This is a genomic window from Corynebacterium sp. MSK039 (assembly GCF_030232315.1).
Lineage (GTDB): Bacteria > Actinomycetota > Actinomycetes > Mycobacteriales > Mycobacteriaceae > Corynebacterium.
This window is the reverse complement of the sequence record NZ_JASPJL010000006.1, coordinates 92,741-108,942: the sequence shown is the minus strand read 5'-3', so window position 1 is coordinate 108,942 and position 16,202 is coordinate 92,741. Positions and strand designations below refer to the sequence as shown.

The 16,202-nt window shown below is 65.5% G+C and carries 12 protein-coding genes; 6 read left to right on the top strand and 6 right to left on the bottom strand.

Going from position 1 to position 16,202, the window contains the following annotated elements:
- Positions 1–95: 95 nt before the first annotated feature.
- On the bottom strand, positions 96–2,948 hold the full coding sequence (uvrA, locus tag QP997_RS06170) for an excinuclease ABC subunit UvrA (protein WP_284846573.1): 2,853 nt from the start codon (positions 2,946–2,948) through the stop codon (positions 96–98).
- A gap of 105 nt (positions 2,949–3,053) precedes the next feature.
- On the opposite strand from uvrA, the gene QP997_RS06165 reads away from it, so the two are divergent.
- The 4 genes from QP997_RS06165 to QP997_RS06150 all read left to right on the top strand — a co-directional run bounded on the left by QP997_RS06165 (position 3,054) and on the right by QP997_RS06150 (position 7,975).
- A complete protein-coding gene (locus QP997_RS06165) occupies positions 3,054–3,737 on the top strand; it encodes an MBL fold metallo-hydrolase (protein WP_284846572.1) in 684 nt (227 codons plus the stop codon).
- A gap of 103 nt (positions 3,738–3,840) precedes the next feature.
- The gene (locus tag QP997_RS06160) at positions 3,841–4,575 is read left to right on the top strand and encodes a DoxX family membrane protein (protein ID WP_284846571.1); all 735 of its coding nucleotides are present in this window, start codon (positions 3,841–3,843) and stop codon (positions 4,573–4,575) included.
- A gap of 21 nt (positions 4,576–4,596) precedes the next feature.
- Entirely contained in the window at positions 4,597–6,981 is a 2,385-nt protein-coding gene (locus QP997_RS06155; RefSeq protein WP_284846570.1) for a HelD family protein, read from the top strand.
- Between the two features lie 139 nt (positions 6,982–7,120).
- Positions 7,121–7,975, top strand: a complete 855-nt coding sequence (locus QP997_RS06150) for a CAP domain-containing protein (RefSeq protein WP_284846569.1) — start codon at positions 7,121–7,123, stop codon at positions 7,973–7,975.
- 140 nt (positions 7,976–8,115) lie between these two features.
- Here QP997_RS06150 and QP997_RS06145 read toward each other — a convergent pair whose 3' ends face one another.
- The 4 genes from QP997_RS06145 to QP997_RS06130 form a co-directional block, all read right to left on the bottom strand.
- Entirely contained in the window at positions 8,116–8,559 is a 444-nt protein-coding gene (locus QP997_RS06145; RefSeq protein WP_070761942.1) for a universal stress protein, read from the bottom strand.
- Position 8,560: 1 nt separating this feature from the next.
- The gene (gene uvrB / locus QP997_RS06140; protein WP_284846568.1) at positions 8,561–10,693 is read right to left on the bottom strand and encodes an excinuclease ABC subunit UvrB; all 2,133 of its coding nucleotides are present in this window, start codon (positions 10,691–10,693) and stop codon (positions 8,561–8,563) included.
- 102 nt (positions 10,694–10,795) lie between these two features.
- Positions 10,796–11,404, bottom strand: coding sequence for a dephospho-CoA kinase (gene coaE, locus QP997_RS06135; protein WP_284846567.1), 609 nt, complete (start codon positions 11,402–11,404; stop codon positions 10,796–10,798).
- A 10-nt stretch (positions 11,405–11,414) separates the two neighbouring features.
- Positions 11,415–11,753 (bottom strand): hypothetical protein, encoded by a 339-nt coding sequence (locus QP997_RS06130; RefSeq protein ID WP_284846566.1) that lies wholly within the window; start codon positions 11,751–11,753, stop codon positions 11,415–11,417.
- A gap of 51 nt (positions 11,754–11,804) precedes the next feature.
- Here QP997_RS06130 and QP997_RS06125 point away from each other — a divergent pair, with 51 nt between their 5' ends.
- Positions 11,805–13,097 (top strand): glycoside hydrolase family 183 protein, encoded by a 1,293-nt coding sequence (locus QP997_RS06125; protein ID WP_284846565.1) that lies wholly within the window; start codon positions 11,805–11,807, stop codon positions 13,095–13,097.
- A 105-nt stretch (positions 13,098–13,202) separates the two neighbouring features.
- Here the strand turns inward: QP997_RS06125 and QP997_RS06120 are convergent, their stop codons facing one another.
- On the bottom strand, positions 13,203–14,519 hold the full coding sequence (locus QP997_RS06120; RefSeq protein ID WP_012360383.1) for an acetyl-CoA C-acetyltransferase: 1,317 nt from the start codon (positions 14,517–14,519) through the stop codon (positions 13,203–13,205).
- Between the two features lie 289 nt (positions 14,520–14,808).
- Between QP997_RS06120 and QP997_RS06115 the strand changes: the two genes are divergently transcribed.
- Positions 14,809–16,167, top strand: coding sequence for a 3-oxoacyl-ACP reductase (locus QP997_RS06115; protein WP_070758125.1), 1,359 nt, complete (start codon positions 14,809–14,811; stop codon positions 16,165–16,167).
- The last annotated feature ends 35 nt before the right edge of the window (positions 16,168–16,202 follow it).

The window sequence follows — 16,202 nt, the reverse complement described above, 5'->3', positions numbered from 1 at the left end:
CAGTGACGGCGGTCTAAGGTGGGAGAAAAAGAACTCCACTTGCAGCTTGTCGACACACGACAAGCGGTAGTGCTCATGAATATAGCACGCAGATCTTAGGCGGGCAACATGGGCGCGAGGTATGTCGCGGTATGGGAGCCGTCGACCTTCGCCACATCCTCCGGGGTCCCCTGGGCCACGACCGTGCCGCCACCCGAGCCACCCTCCGGACCCATGTCGATGATCCAGTCCGCGGACTTGATGACATCCAGGTTGTGCTCGATGATCAGCACCGTATTGCCCTTGTCCACCAGTCCCTGCAGGACCAGCATGAGCTTGCGAATGTCCTCAAAGTGCAGGCCAGTGGTCGGCTCGTCGAGGATGTAGATCGTCCGCCCGTTGGAGCGCTTCTGCAGCTCGGCTGCGAGCTTCACGCGCTGCGCCTCCCCGCCAGACAGCGTGGTGGCCGCCTGGCCGAGGCGCACGTAACCCAGACCAACATCCACGAGCGTGTTCAGGTAACGCGCGATCGCGGTGATCGGCTCGAAGAACTCCGCGGCCTCGGAGATCGGCATGTCGAGCACCTCGGCGATGTTCTTGCCCTTGTACTTCACCTCGAGCGTCTCACGGTTGTACCGGGCGCCGTCGCAGACCTCGCAGGGCACGTACACATCCGGCAGGAAGTTCATCTCGATCTTCAGCGTGCCGTCGCCGCGGCAGGCCTCGCAGCGCCCGCCCTTCACGTTGAAGCTGAAGCGCCCGGCCGTGTAGCCGCGCACCTTCGCCTCGGTGGTCTCCGCGAAGAGCTTGCGCACCCGGTCAAAGACACCGGTGTACGTCGCCGGGTTGGAGCGCGGGGTGCGCCCGATCGGGCTCTGGTCGACCTGCACGAGCTTGTCCAGCTGGTCGAGTCCGCTGACCTTCTTGTGGCGCCCCGGCACCAGGCGGGCACCGTTGAGCTGATTAGCCAGCGACCGCGCCAGAATGCCGTTGACGAGGGAAGATTTGCCCGAACCCGACACACCGGTGATGCAGGTCATCACACCGAGCGGGATCGACACGTCCACCTTCTTGAGATTATTTTCCTGCGCCCCGTGGATCGTCAGCATCCGCTCACTATCGATCTCGCGGCGGGACTCCGGTACCGCCAGTACCCGGCGTCCGGCGAGGTAATCGCCGGTCAGCGAATCCTCGGCATCAGTGATGCCCTTCGGTTCGCCGGAATACACGATATGCCCGCCGTACTCGCCGGCATTCGGGCCGATATCCACCAGCCAGTCCGCCGCACGGATCGTGTCCTCGTCGTGCTCGACGACGATCAGGGTGTTACCCAGGTCGCGGAGGTTCTCCAGGGTCGTAATCAGCCGGGCATTATCCCGCTGGTGCAGGCCAATCGACGGCTCGTCCAACACGTAGAGCACGCCTGCCAGACCCGCACCGATCTGGGTCGCCAGGCGGATGCGCTGCGCCTCGCCACCGGAGAGTGTGCCCGCCGAACGGGACAGGGCCAGATAGTCCAGGCCGACGTCCAGCAGGAACTTCAGCCGCGCCTGTGTCTCGCGCAGCACCGCACCGGCGATCATCTCCTGTCGCTTGTTCAGCGTGAGGTTATCCAGGAACTCGCTCGCCTCGGCGATGGAGAGGTCGGATACGCCCGCAATGGACAGCTCCTTCTCCCCCGAGGCGATGGTCACGGCCAACACCTCCGGCTTCAGTCGCGCCCCCTTACACGTCGGGCACGCCACCTCGCGCATGTAGCTGCGGTAACGTTCCTTCGACCAATCGGAGTCGGTCTGGTCGAGCTTGCGCTTCAGGAAGGGCATCACGCCCTCGAAAGGTGCGTTGTACCGACGCTGACGCCCGTAGCGGTTCTTGTAGCTCACGCTGATCGGGGTGGGGTGCCCCTTCAAGACGGCCTTCTGCTCGGCCTTCGTCAGCTCCGACCACGGGGTGCTCGGGTCGATGTCCAGCTCCTTGGACAGCGCGGTGATGAGCTTGTCGAAGTAGCGCGCGTTCGGGCTGGAGGTCCACGGCGCGATGGCCTTGTTCAGCGGGGCATCCTCGTCCGGGATGACGAGCATCTCGTCGACCTCGAGCTTGGTGCCCAGGCCGTCGCAGGCCGGGCACGCACCGAACGGGGAGTTGAAGGAGAAGGCGCGCGGCTCGAGCTCGTCGAGCTGCAGGGCGTGGCCGTTGGGGCAGGCCATCTTCTCGGAGAAGCGGCGCTGCCGGTTCGGGTCATCCTCGTCGAGGCCGACGAATTCGATGACGACGACGCCGTCCGCGCGGCGCAGTGCCGTCTCGACGGAGTCGGTGAGTCGCTGCTTCTGACTTTCCTTCACCTGGAGGCGGTCGATGACGACGTCGATGTCGTGCTTGACCTGCTTCTCCAGCTGCGGTGGGTCAGTCAGGCGGTGGACCTCGCCGTCGACCCGGACGCGGGCGTAACCTTCCGCAGCGAGTTCCTCGAAGAGGTCGACGAATTCGCCCTTGCGGGTGCGCACGACCGGCGCGAGGACCTGGAACTTGGTGCCGGCCTCCATGGCCATGATCTGGTCCACGATTTCCTGCGGGGTCTGCCGCTGGATCACCTCGCCGCACTTCGGGCAGTGCGGGGTTCCGGTGCGGGCGAAGAGCAGGCGCAGGTAGTCGAAGATCTCGGTCACGGTGCCGACCGTGGACCGCGGGTTGTGGTTCGTCGACTTCTGGTCGATGGAGACCGCCGGCGAGAGGCCTTCGATGAAGTCGACATCCGGCTTGTCGAGGCGACCGAGGAACATGCGGGCATAGGAGCTGAGGGACTCGACGTAGCGCCGTTGCCCCTCAGCGAAGATGGTGTCGAAGGCCAGCGACGACTTCCCGGAACCGGACAGTCCCGTGAAGACGATCATTTTGTCCCTCGGCAGCTCGAGGTCCACCCCCTTGAGGTTGTGCTCGCGTGCACCGCGGACCAAAAGCTTCTCTGCCACTCGTCCTCCTGTTTGGCTTTGTCCCTGAGCCGCGCCTGGGTGGCGCGGGCTCAGGATGAGTTCATTCCCACTGTACGACAAGTAGATATGCTCGAGTTCATGCATATGTCACAGGTCAGTGAGTTCGGACATCTTTCCAACCCCCGAGATGTCGAGATTATTTCCACGGATGCCACGATCGTGGCGCGCACCTCAGTTGGCGAGATGGATAACAACGTCTACCTCATCGCCAGCGGCGGCAATGCGCTGCTCATTGACGCGGCTACGGACGCTGAGCACATCCTGGCCCTGGCGGATCAGCTGCGGGTGACCATCACCGACGTCCTCACCACCCACCAGCATGGCGACCACGTGCAGGCGCTGGAGGAGGTTCTGGCGGCAACGGGTGCGCGTCACCACGCACCACGCAAGGAGGCCGCTAACCTGCCAGCCCCGGCCGATGAGGTCTACGGCAACGACGAAGGGACCCCGGAGCTGCTGCGTTTGAAGGGTAACTGCTCGGAGTTGAAGATGACTGCGGTGGAGCTGCGGGGCCACACCCCGGGCGGCATCGCCGTGCACGTGGAACTGCCGGAAGACGCCCCACGCGTGTTCGTCGGGGATAGCGTATTCCCAGGCGGGGTCGGCAAAACGAACTCCCCGGAGGAGTTCCAGCAGCTGCTCTCGGACGTCACGCAGCGGGTGTTCAGCCTGCCCGACGGTACGCGGCTGCACCCCGGCCACGGCGACAGCACCACCGTCGGAGACGAGGCCCCGCACGTCGAGGAGTGGGCCGAGCGGGGCTGGTAATCCCGCGAAACGCGCAGCTGGCGCCCGGCCACTCGCGTAGACTTGATCCCCTAACGCTGGATAAAACTCCAGCTATCTTGCTACCCACACCGAAGGAGTCTTCATGCTTCGCAAGATCGCCCGTCCCCTGATGGCTTCGGCATTCATCGCCGATGGTGTCCAGATGGTGAAAAGCCCGCAGAATCACGCGAAGAACGCCGAGGTTGTGACCGGCACCCTGCGCAAGGTTCTGCCGCCGCAGGCCGCTGGCCTGCTGCCACGTGACCCGGAAACCAACGTGCGCATCGCGGGTGGCACCAAGATCGCCGCCGCTGCCCTGCTGGCCCGCGGTAAGGCGCCGCGCCTGGCCGCCGCAGCGCTCGCAGCCGCACACCTGCCTGCGATCCTGACCCGCCACGACATCAAGAACGTCGCCGGCAAGGGCGGCCAGAACACCCAGCTGACCACCCTCCTGGCGGACGTCGGCCTGCTGGGTGGCCTGTTGATCGCCGCCGAGGACACTGCCGGCAAGCCGGGCCTGGCATGGCGCGCGCAGCAGGCGCTGCCGGGCAAGTCCCAGCAGCAGGAGATGCTCGCCACCGCGCAGGACTACGCCAGCGACTTCTCCGAGAAGGCCCGCGAGCTGGCTTCTGAGGCCTCGGACAGCATCTCCTCTGCAGCGAGCGCTGTGAGCGACTACGTCGACGAGCACTCCGACGAGTGGCGCGACACCGCCTACCAGGTGCGCGACCAGGCGAGCGCGTATGCTGAGACCTTTGCTGAGGAGCTGCAGGACAGCACGAAGGGCCTGTCCAAGAAGGCAAAGAAGGCCAAGAAAAAGGCAAAGAAGCTCAAGTAAGCCCGTTGCACCGGAGGTAGATTGACCAGCCCCGCATCTCGCGGCACCACGAATAATGCCGACCGCTCGCTCGCAGAGGCCATCGCGAGCGAGCAGGACCATCTCGATGACCTGCTGGCTGAGGTGGACGCCACAACCGCCACGCTGAAGAAGCGACTGGCCAGTGTCCGAGCCACAGCAGATATCGATGACCCGCAGGGGCTGATGCGCCGCGACCGCGAGATCCAGGACATCTCGCAGCGACTGGATAACCTGTCCATCGCGGAGATCGGACTGATGTTCGGCCGCATCGACGTGGCCGATGAGGAGCCAGAGAATCCGGTGCCCGGCTCCCCCGATCTGGACCGCCGCTATATCGGGCGGCTGGGACTGCACACCCGCGACGATGAAATGCGCACCCTCCTGATGGACTGGCGCGCACCGATGGCCCGCCCCTTCTACCTCGCCACCACCCTGCACCCAGATGGGGTGCACCTGCGCCGCCACATCAAGACTCGCGGGCGGAAGGTGACCCACGTCGCCGATGAGCGGCTCACCACCCGCGGCGAGGACCAGACGTCCTTAACTGAAAAGACGACGTCCGCGGCGGGAGGGGTGGCTCAGGAGGCCGCGCTGCTGGACGCGGTGAACGCGGCCCGCAGCACGCGGATGGGCGACATCGTGGAGACCATCGCCGCGGAGCAGGACGCCATCATCCGCAGCGAGCACCGCTCCGTCACCGTCGTCCAGGGGGCGCCGGGGACCGGGAAGACCGCTGTCGCGCTGCACCGGGCGGCCTACCTGCTGTACACGTGGCGCGAGCAGCTCGCGAAGACGGGCGTGCTCATCGTCGGCCCGAATGCGCGCTTCCTGGACTACATCTCGCAGGTGCTGCCCTCCCTGGGTGAGACCGGCGTGGTGCTGGCGACCCCGGGCACGCTCCTGCCGGGGGTGAAGACGCGGCCCGAACCGAGCCTGCTGGCCCGTGAGGTCAAGGGCAGCGCGGAGATGCTTCATATCCTGAAGCTGGCGGTGCAGTCCTGGCAGCAGGTGCCGGAGCAGCCGCGCGATTTCATGGTAGATGGCGTGGCCGTGGAGTTGAGCCCGAAGATGGTCCGCGCCGCCCGCACCCGGGCGCGACGTAGCCGCAAGCCCCACAACCAGGCCCGGCCACTGTTCGTGGATCATGCGATCAGTTCCCTGGCGGATGCGTTGGCGCAGACGATCGGGCGCGACCCCCTCGGCGGAGAGAACTTGCTGACCGCGGAAGACCGCACCAGCCTGCGCGATGACCTGCGCGAGGAGCCCGCGGTGATGGCAGCGTTGGACGAGTTCTGGCCGGAACTCACGCCGGAGCAGGTGCTGGCCGACCTGTACGAGCATGCCGAGGAGATCGCCTCGGAGTACGACGAGGACACGATCCGCGGGCTGCAGGCCACCCCGCCGGTGGAGCTGGACGGTGGCCAGATCCTGTGGACTGCCGCAGATGCGCCGCTGCTCGACGAACTGGCGGACATGCTGGGCATCATCGACGACGAGGCGGCCGAGAAGGCGGAGCGTGAGGAGTGGCTGGCGAAGATCGCGGAGGCCCAGGACGCGCTGGACATCCTCACGGGCTCGGCGACCCAGGACTTGGACGATGGCTTCGCCCCGGAGATCCTCATGGCCTATGACGTCATCGACGCCGAGCAGCTAGCGGGTCGCCAGCGAGTACGCGACGCGCGCAGCACGGCGCAGCGTGCCGCCCAGGACCTGCGCTGGGCCTTCGGCCACGTCATCGTGGACGAAGCCCAGGAGCTTTCGGAGATGGACTGGCGGATGATCTTCCGCCGCTCCCCCAACCGGTGGATGACCGTGGTTGGTGATCCGGCACAAACGGGAAACCCGGCGGGTGTGACCTCCTGGGGCGAGACCCTGGCTCCTTATGTGTCGGATCGCTGGGAGCTGAAGGAGCTCAGCGTGAACTACCGCACGCCGCAGGACATCGCGGACGTGGCCAATCAGTTGCTCCCCGAGATCGCCGCGGATCAGGAGCCCGCGATCGCGCTGCGCGGCACCGGCACGGGTGTGGCTTATGCGGCGCGGGCGGAGCTGGCGGGCGCGCTGCCCGAGATCGCGCGGCGGGCCGGCGAGGGCCTGGTGGGGATCATCACCAGCGATGCGGACCTTGAGTGGGCACGCGGGAAGGTGACTGCGGCCTTGGGCGATGCGCTGGGCTCTGACCTGGTCGGCATCGACGCGGAGGTGCTGGTGGTCAGCACCGCCGAGGCGAAGGGCCTGGAGTTCGACGAGGTCGTGCTCATCGAGCCCGCCGCGATCGTCGCTGCCTCCCCACAGGGACTGCAGGACCTCTACGTGGCAATCACCCGTGCGACCCAGGGTTTGAGCGTGTTCGCGGACCAGCCACTGCCCTGGGATCAGGGTTAAGCGCGCAGGTCAGGTTCTTTTTAGCGCGGCGGCGCGCCCACTCGCTCAACAATTTCTTAAAAGGCTCTCAACTGGCTATAATCTCATTCAATCCACTCACCCGCTCCTCTCACCGGAGCCAGCACTTTAAGGAATGAGCATGAAGCGCAAGCTCGCCGTCGCCACCGCCACGGTCCTCTCCCTCGCCTTCCCCACCGCCATCGCCAACGCGGCGCCGAGCCCGACCACCGGCGTGGAGCTAGTCAACGGGAAGGACCAGTTCGGCAACACCCGGGCAAAATTTAATATCAACGAGGGCAACACGGTCGGCCTCCCGGCGTTGAAGGAACTGCGCAGTTGGGCATGGGACCAGAACCCACTCTTCCGCGGTTATGACCACGAGGGATTCGGAAAAGGCACTCGCCTGCAGGACGTAGCCCGAGCAAACGGCATCACCACGAAGGATGAGTACCTCAACATCGCCACTCATAGCGACCTTCACTGGATCGCAGTGCAGCGCGCGATGGAGACCAGCACCAAATTCGACCATGTTCGTCCAGACGGCAGCTCCCCTAGAACGGCGACGCGCAACGGGGTAACCCCTGCCATCGAGTCCCTTTCCGCAGGAACACCGCTGCGCGACGCCATCATCAACGGCTGGGGCAAAAGCGAGGTGAAGAAGCTGAATAACAATGGCGGCGTGTGGGCTGGAGGGACTGGTCACGCGATTCACATCCTCCACCCAAGGCACAAGGTCTGGGGCTTCGGCCAGGTGACTGTCCCCGGTAGCAAATACCGCGTCTACAGCACCGCCGTGCACGCCGACATGGCGCTCCAGGACGCCGACGGATTCGGCAAAAACTACACAAATACGGGCAACAACAACCCGAACAACCCCCCAGCAATGGATAGCTCCTCGGGATCCGATATCGGGAAGATCATCGGCATCATCCTCGGTGTCGTCTCGATCCTGGGCAGCATCTGGATGGCGATCCAGCAGTTCCTGCCGCGCTAAGCTGGCAGCCTCTGCATAAGCGTGAACCCCGCGGAAAATTTTCCGCGGGGTTCTTCGCTACCTTGCCCCTAGCGTCCGCGCGCTGGCGGCGAGTCCGATGCGAGCGCTGGCACGGCGCGTCTAAGGATCCGGTTGCGCGCCTAGCCGACGGTGTGGACGATCATCACGTCGCAGTCGGACTGGCGGGCCACATCGGCCGGCACGGAACCCAGCAGGCGGCCGGTGAGGGAGTTAATCCCCCGGTTACCCACCACGAGCAGGTCGGCTTTCTCCTCCGTCACCACGGCCATGAGCGCGTCCACCGGGGCGCCCTCCCGGAGTACGGCGCGCACCTTCTCTGCCCCTTCCTCGCGGGCGACCTCCATCGCGGAGCCCAGTACCTCCTCAGCGTGCCCGTCCCCCACGACCGGCGAGGACTCATCCCGGCGCGAGGCCTGGGCGTCAGCCTCCTTGGCGAAGTACGCCGACGCGAGCACCAGCTCCGAGCTAAAAGCCGCTGCGATTCCCGCCGCACGCCGGACGGCGAGGTGGGAGGATTTGGAGCCATCAGTGCCAACGACGATTTTTGAGAACATGCTCTTCATTCTATAGGCCAGCTTCCTTCATGCCCCGAAGTTCCTTATTCAGGTCCGCAATTTCATCACGCAGCCGACCGGCCAGCTCGAATTTCAGCTCTCGTGCGGCTTCCTTCATCTGCGCGGTGAGGTCTTCGATGAGCTTTTCCAGCTGTGGGCGGGCCATGTCGCCGCGGTCTTCCGCTCGGCCGAAGGTGGCCATGTCCCCTTCCACGCCGGTCGATGTGGACCCAGCGACCTCGCTGCCCGGCTCGCCGTAGCCTTCGGAGAATTCCTCGACCTGGTCCAGGATGTCGGCGATCTTCTTGCGCAGTGGCTGGGGGTCGATGCCGTGTTCCTCGTTATAGGCGATCTGCTTCGCCCGGCGCCGCTCTGTCTCGTCGATCGCGTTGCTCATCGACTCGGTGATGTTATCGGCGTACATGATGACCTCACCGGAGACGTTTCGGGCGGCACGGCCGATCGTCTGGATCAGTGAGCGGGTGGAGCGCAGGAAGCCTTCCTTATCCGCATCCAGGATCGCGACCAGGGAGACCTCCGGCAGGTCGAGGCCCTCGCGCAGCAGGTTGATGCCCACCAGCACGTCGAACTCCCCGAGGCGTAGCTGCCGCAGCAGCTCCACGCGCTTGAGGGTATCGATATCCGAGTGCATGTAGCGCACCCGCACGCCGTGTTCCAGCAGGTAGTCGGTGAGGTCCTCGGCCATGCGCTTGGTGAGTGTGGTGACGAGCACGCGCTCGTCCTTGTCCGTGCGCTTGCGGATCTCCTCGATGAGGTCGTCGATCTGCCCCTCCGTGGGGCGCACCTCCACCTTCGGGTCCACCAGGCCGGTTGGGCGAATCACCTGCTCCACGAACTCGCCCTGGGCCGCGGCGATCTCGTAATCCCCCGGGGTGGCGGACATGTACACGCACTGGCCCTTGCGGTCGTCGAATTCTTCCCAGGTCAGCGGCCGGTTATCCAGCGCACTCGGCAGGCGGAAGCCGTGCTCGACCAGGTTGCGTTTGCGGGACATGTCGCCCTCGAACATGCCGCCGATTTGCGGCACCGTCACGTGGGACTCGTCGATGATCGTGAGGAAGTCCTCCGGGAAGTAGTCGATCAGCGTCGCCGGGGCACTGCCGGCGGGTCGGCCGTCGATGTGCCGGGAGTAGTTCTCGATGCCGCTGGTGAAGCCCACCTGCTGGATCATTTCGAGGTCGTATTCCGTGCGCATCCGCAGCCGCTGCGCCTCCAGCAGCTTGCCGCGGTTCTCCAGGTCCTCCAGGCGCTCTGCCAGCTCCTCCCGGATGGCCTGCATCGCTTTTTCCATCCGCTCCGGCCCAGCGACGTAGTGGGTGGCCGGGAAGATGCGCAGTTCATCCACTTCGCGGATCACGTCGCCGGTCAGCGGGTGGATGTAGTAGAGCGCGTCGACGTCGTCCCCGAAGAACTCGACGCGGACGGCGAGCTCCTCGTAGGCCGGGATGATGTCCACCGTGTCGCCCTTCACGCGGAAGGCACCGCGGGTGAAGGAGACGTCGTTGCGGTCGTACTGGATGTCGACGAGCAGGCGGAGGAACTGGTCGCGGTCGACTTCCTCGTCCACCCGCAGGACGACGGAGCGGTCCAGGTAGGACTGCGGGGTGCCCAGGCCGTAGATGCAGGACACGGAGCTGACGACGACCACGTCGCGGCGGGACAGCAGCGCGGAGGTCGCGGAGTGGCGCAGGCGCTCGACGTCATCGTTGATCGAGGAGTCTTTCTCGATATAGGTATCGGTCTGCGCGATATAGGCCTCGGGTTGGTAGTAGTCGTAGTAGGAAACGAAGTACTCCACCGCGTTATTCGGCAGCAAGGAGCGCAGCTCGTTGGCCAGCTGCGCGGCGAGGGTCTTGTTCGGCGCCATGACCAGGGTGGGGCGCTGCTGCTGCTCGATCAGCCAGGCTGCGGTCGCCGACTTACCGGTACCGGTCGCGCCCATGAGGACGACGTCGCGTTCGCCGCGGTTCAGCCGTTCGTCGAGTTCCGCGATGGCGGCTGGCTGGTCGCCCGCGGGTTCGTACTCGCTGATGACCTCGAATTTGGCATCGCTGCGCTCGACCTCCCCCACGGGGCGGAATTCGGAGTAGGACAGCTCGGGACGCTCTGCTGCAAAAGCCATGTGTCTATCCTAGGCAGCCCGCGCGGTGGGCAGCCACCGGGCGACCTGGCCGCAGCGCTAGAGCTGGTCTAGGCGCGGGTCATTGCCGGCCTCGCCGCGGGGCTACTGCGCTGCGAGTCGCGGGGCGACGACCTGCTCCCAGAAGGTATCGACCTGTTGCAGGAGCTGATCCCGGGTTCCGGAGTTATCCACCACGGAGTCCGCGGCGGCAAGCCGCTCTTCACGGCTGATCTGGGCCGCGATGCGCCGGCGGGCGTCGTCCTCGTCCAGGCCGCGGGAGTTGACGAGGCGGTCGATGCGGATCTCGTCTTCCGCGTCGACGACGAGCACGTGGTCCATCTTCTTGTACTCGCCGTTTTCGATGAGCAGCGGCATGTCGTAGACCAGCACCGGCACGTCCTCGGTGCGGGCCTGGGCGAAACGTTCGAGGGTGCGCTCCCGGATGCGGGGGTGGGTGATGGAGTTCAGCTTCTCGGTGGCCTCCGGGGTGGCGAAGGCCTGGCGGGCGAGCTCGGCACGGTTGAGGGTGCCGTCCGCGTTGAGCACCCCGTCGAAGGCCTCGGCCAGCTCCGCAAGAGCTGGTTCGCCGGGTTCGACGATCTCGCGGGCGATCTTATCGGCGTCGACAATCCGGGCACCGAGGGTCTTCAGCCGACTGGCGACGGTCGTTTTCCCGGATCCGATGCCACCGGTGAGTCCGATGAGAAACATTGCTTCAATCCTAAGAGCTCAGCAGCAGGCGATTAGCCGACTGCAGGCACTGTGCCCACGAGACGGTCACGTTGGTGTAGTCCACGCGCAGCTGATTTGCCGTATAAAAATCACCGTCGGTCACTGCCTGCTGCCACTGGCCAGCAATCTCGTCCGATTGGGCCTTGAGCTTCTTGCAGTTCTTCGGGTTGAGCATCAACGATCCGCCCGAACCCGCAGTGGGGCGTTCGATGTCTGGGAGTGGTTGGGCTTCCTCAGCCTGTGCCGGTGCTGCCCCGCCGGCGATACCTGCCGAGAGAGCGAGAGCTGCAGCCAGCGCAACGGTGGCGCGTTTCCGAAAAAGATTCATGCCCCTAAAGCTACATCACTTGAAGATCCCCGTTGTGATTGAATTAACACCATGACTGTTCTCTCCGGGCATCGCAGCCCTTCCCCTTTCGCCCGCCGTGGAACCAGGACGGCGTTGCTGGCCGCCGCCCTCGCCACGTCCTCCTTCTCGGTGATGATCGGCTCCGCTGGCACCGCGCACGCCGCTGGGCCGTGCTCGGCCTGGTCCCCCGGCAGCTCCGACACAGCGGCAGCGTTGGGCTCCAGCGGCAGCTCCTCGGGCTCCTCGGCCCCCTCGTGGTTGAAGGGCATCCCCGGCGGCATGCCTTCCTTGACCGGTAACACCACGGCCATGCACATCCTCACCGGTCCCAACGGCCCCGATCAGCTCTCCAAGTTCGGCTTGGCCAGCACGGACCTGGGCTTCATGTGGGACGCCGGCGACGGACGCACGCTCGCTGTGTTTGGGGACTCCTTCAGCTGCGGCCCCCGCGGGGACGGCTGGCATTCGAATGCGATCTTCGAATCGGACGACCGCGACCCGTCCAACGGCATTCACATCACCCGACCGGCCAACGGGGACCGTTCGGACGAGTTCCTCCCGCGTTCGCTGAAGATCGACGGCGTGGAGATGACGGTCATCCCGACCTCCGGCATCGCGATCGACGGCGTGCAGTATGTGGACTTCATGTCCGTGAAAAAGTGGGGAACGCCCGGAAACTGGACCACCAACTACGCGGCCACCGCCAAGTCCACCGACGGCGGAAAGACCTGGACCGTGATGGAGGGCTCCAAGCGAACCAACACCAACCCCTCCACCAGTGATAAGTTGCCCGCGCTGCCCGCCCACGTTCGCGGCGCGGAGAACTTCCAGATGACGGCCTTCGCCGCCCCACCAGCCGAGAGCAACGACCCCTACGTCTACGTCTACGGCACCCCCAACGGGCGTTCGGGGCAGGCTCGGCTCGCCCGCTTCCCGAAGGACAGCTTCGCCCTCTTCCCCGGTGCTGCGGCTCACTCCGACGCCGAGTTCTACACCGGCAGCGGCTGGAGCCCCGCCATGTCGGATGCCGCACCCGTACTCGACGGTAAGGTCTCCGAGCTATCGGTGATGTACCACCCGGAACAGGATGCTTGGCTCGCACTCTACGAGGCGCCGCAGGGCGTGGTGATTAGGAAGGCTGCCTCTCCGGAGGGGCCGTGGAGCACGCCGACGACCCTGGTCTCTCGCGCTCAGATCGGTGACCTCTACGGCGCATTCATGTTCCCCCACCAGGTCGATAAAAACCTCTACTGGGTGGCCACGACGTGGAAGGACTACAACCCGGTCGTGTACAAGACCGACCTGGGTCGCGTGTTCCAGTAGAAGCACCTATTAACGCTCATGGTCTGAGCACGCCGAAGGCGCCCCGCGGGCGAGGAGAATCCTCCGCCGCGGGGCGCCTTCTCTTTCGCTATCGGCGCAGCTGGTTTAGCGCTCGACGATGGCGACGATGCCCTGGCCACCTGCTGCACAGATGGAGACCAGTGCGCGGCCGCCGCCGTTCTCCTCGAGCAGCTTCGCGGTGGTGGCGATGATGCGGCCACCGGTTGCGGCGAATGGGTGGCCAGCGGCCAGCGAGGAGCCCTTGACGTTGAGCTTGGAGCGGTCGATCGCACCCAGCGGCTTGTCCAGGCCCAGGCGCTCGCGGCAGTACTCCTCGGATTCCCAGGCCTTCAGGGTGGCCAGGGTCTGGGAGGCGAAGGCCTCGTGGATCTCGTAGAAGTCGAAGTCCTGGAGGGTCAGGCCGTTGCGCTCCAGCATGCGCGGGACGGCGTAGGTCGGGCTCATCAGCAGGCCGTCCGGGGTCTTGCCGTCGTGGCCGTGCAGGAAGTCCACGGAAGCGACCTCGGAGTCCACCAGGTAGGCACGGACCGGGAGGTTGCGCTCCTTGGCCCACTCCTCGGAGGAGAGCAGGACGGCGGATGCCCCGTCGGTCAGCGGGGTGGAGTTACCGGCGGTCATGGTGGCGGTGGTGCCGTGCTGCGCGGCGTCGCGCTTACCGAAGACCGGCTTGAGCTTGGCCAGCTTCTCCGGGGTGGAGTCCGGGCGCAGGTTGGTGTCACGCTGCACGCCGAGGTACGGGGTGATGAGGTCCTCGAAGAAGCCCTCGTCATAAGCCTTCGCGAGATTCTGGTGGGAGGTCGCAGCGAACTCGTCCTGCTCCTCGCGGGTGATGTTCATCTCGCGGGCGGTGATCGCAGCGTGGTCACCCATGGACAGGCCGGTGCGCGGCTCGCCGTTGCTCGGCTGATCCGGTGCCAGCTGGGCCGGGCGGATGGAGCCGACCAGCTTCAGGCGCTGCTGGGTGGTCTTGGCCTGGGTCAGCTTGATGAGGGTCTTGCGCAGCTGGTCGCCGACCGCCAGCGGGGCGTCGGAAGTGGTGTCCACGCCGGAGCCGATGCCGGACTCGATGCGGCCCGCGCGGATGGCGTCGCCGACGGCGACGATGGCGGCCAGGCCGGTGCCACAGGCCATCTGCATGTCCATGGCCGGGGTGGTGTTGGACAGGGAGGAGCCCAGCACGACCTCGCGAACCATATTGAAGTCGCGGGAGTGCTTCAGGACCGCACCGCCGGTGACCAGGCCGAGCTCTTCGTCCTGGAGGCCGTAGCGGGCGACGAGGCCCTCGATGGCCGCGGTGAGCATGTCCTGGTTGGATGCGTCCGCGTACTCCTTGTTGGAGCGGGCGAAAGGAATGCGGTTGCCGCCGAGGATGGCGACCTTCTTCTGGTTACCGTTCGTCATGATGGTTTTCACTCCGTCTCTAGAATGTGCACCAAAGTTGTGCGTCTCCCAACCGACTATAGAGACGTGCTGGGGCGAGGGTTAGAAAACGAAAATATAAAAATAATTTCACTAGATTTCACCCTCAGTGTGACCCCCGACACCGTAGAGTTGAGATCACGTTCTTAAAAATCTTCTCCGGTCAGCGCGCTGTGCCCGCTAGCCCGCGCCTTATCTGAAGGGGCGCATCCAGCGCGCAGCAAGTTAACGTGACGTGAAGACCGGAAAGCGACAACCCGAAGGAGAATAAGTGTCTAAGACTTCCTCCCAGCACTCCGACCGTTACGGCGAGTTCATCGAGTCCCCGTTCGGCAACTTCCTGGCTGACAAGGTCGGCCTGCCGAAGCCTGAGAAGCTGCGCCGCTACAAGGCCGGCGAGCCAGCACTGCCGGGCCTCGTGCTCGTCGGTGGCCAGGGCCGCCTGATCGACCCGGTCACCTCCCTGCTGGATGCGGACTACGACCTGACCCGCGACTCCGGTGACAGCAAGTACGCCGCCTTCGTTTTCGACGCGACCGGCATCACCAAGCCGGAGGAGCTTCACCAGCTCTTCGACTTCTTCAACCCGGTGATGCGCAAGCTCGCCCCGAACGGCCGCATCGTCGTGCTCGGCACCACCCCGGAGCTTGCCGAGTCCACCGACGAGGCCATCGCCCAGCGCGGCCTCGAGGGCTTCAGCCGCTCCGTGGCCAAGGAGCTGCGCCGCGGCGCGACCGCCCAGCTGGTCTACGTCAGCCCGAAGCTCTCCGGCGACTTCACCGGCCTGGAGTCCACCCTGCGCTTCCTGCTCTCCGGCAAATCCGCCTACGTTGACGCCCAGGTCATCCGCGTCGACGACACCGCAGCCACCGCACCGGCCAACTGGGATCAGCCTTCTGAGGGCAAGGTCGCCGTCGTCACCGGTGCTGCGCGCGGCATCGGAGCCACGATCGCCGAGGTCCTGGCTCGCGACGGCGCGAAGGTCATCTGCGTGGACGTCCCGCAGGCCGGCGACGGCCTGGCCGAGACTGCCAACCGCGTCAAGGGCACCTCCCTGCCGCTGGACGTCACCGCCCCGGACGCTGCCGACAAGCTCAAGGAGCACGCCGAGGCGCGCTTCGGCCAGGGCATCGACATCATCGTCCACAACGCAGGTATCACCCGCGACAAGCTGCTCGCCAACATGGACGACGCACGCTGGAACGCCGTCATGGCCGTGAACCTCATCGCCCCGGTCCGCATCACCGAGGGCCTGATCGCCAACGGTGGCCTCAACGACAACGGCCGCGTCATTGGCGTGTCCTCCATCGCGGGCATCGCCGGTAACCGTGGCCAGACCAACTACGGCACCACGAAGGCCTCCGTCATCGGCCTGGTCAACACCTTCAGCGAGAAGCTGGCGGACAAGAACATCACCGTCAACGCCGTGGCACCGGGCTTCATCGAGACCCAGATGACCGCCGCCATCCCGTTCGCGACCCGCGAGGCCGGCCGCCGCATGAACTCCCTGCAGCAGGGTGGCCAGACCATCGACGTTGCAGAGACCATCGCCTACTTCGCGGCACCGGCTTCCAACGCCGTGACCGGCAACGTGGTCCGCGTCTGTGGCCAGTCCCTGCTGGGCGCGTAAACAAAGCACTGCCCCGCTGACATCTTTTCAACTTC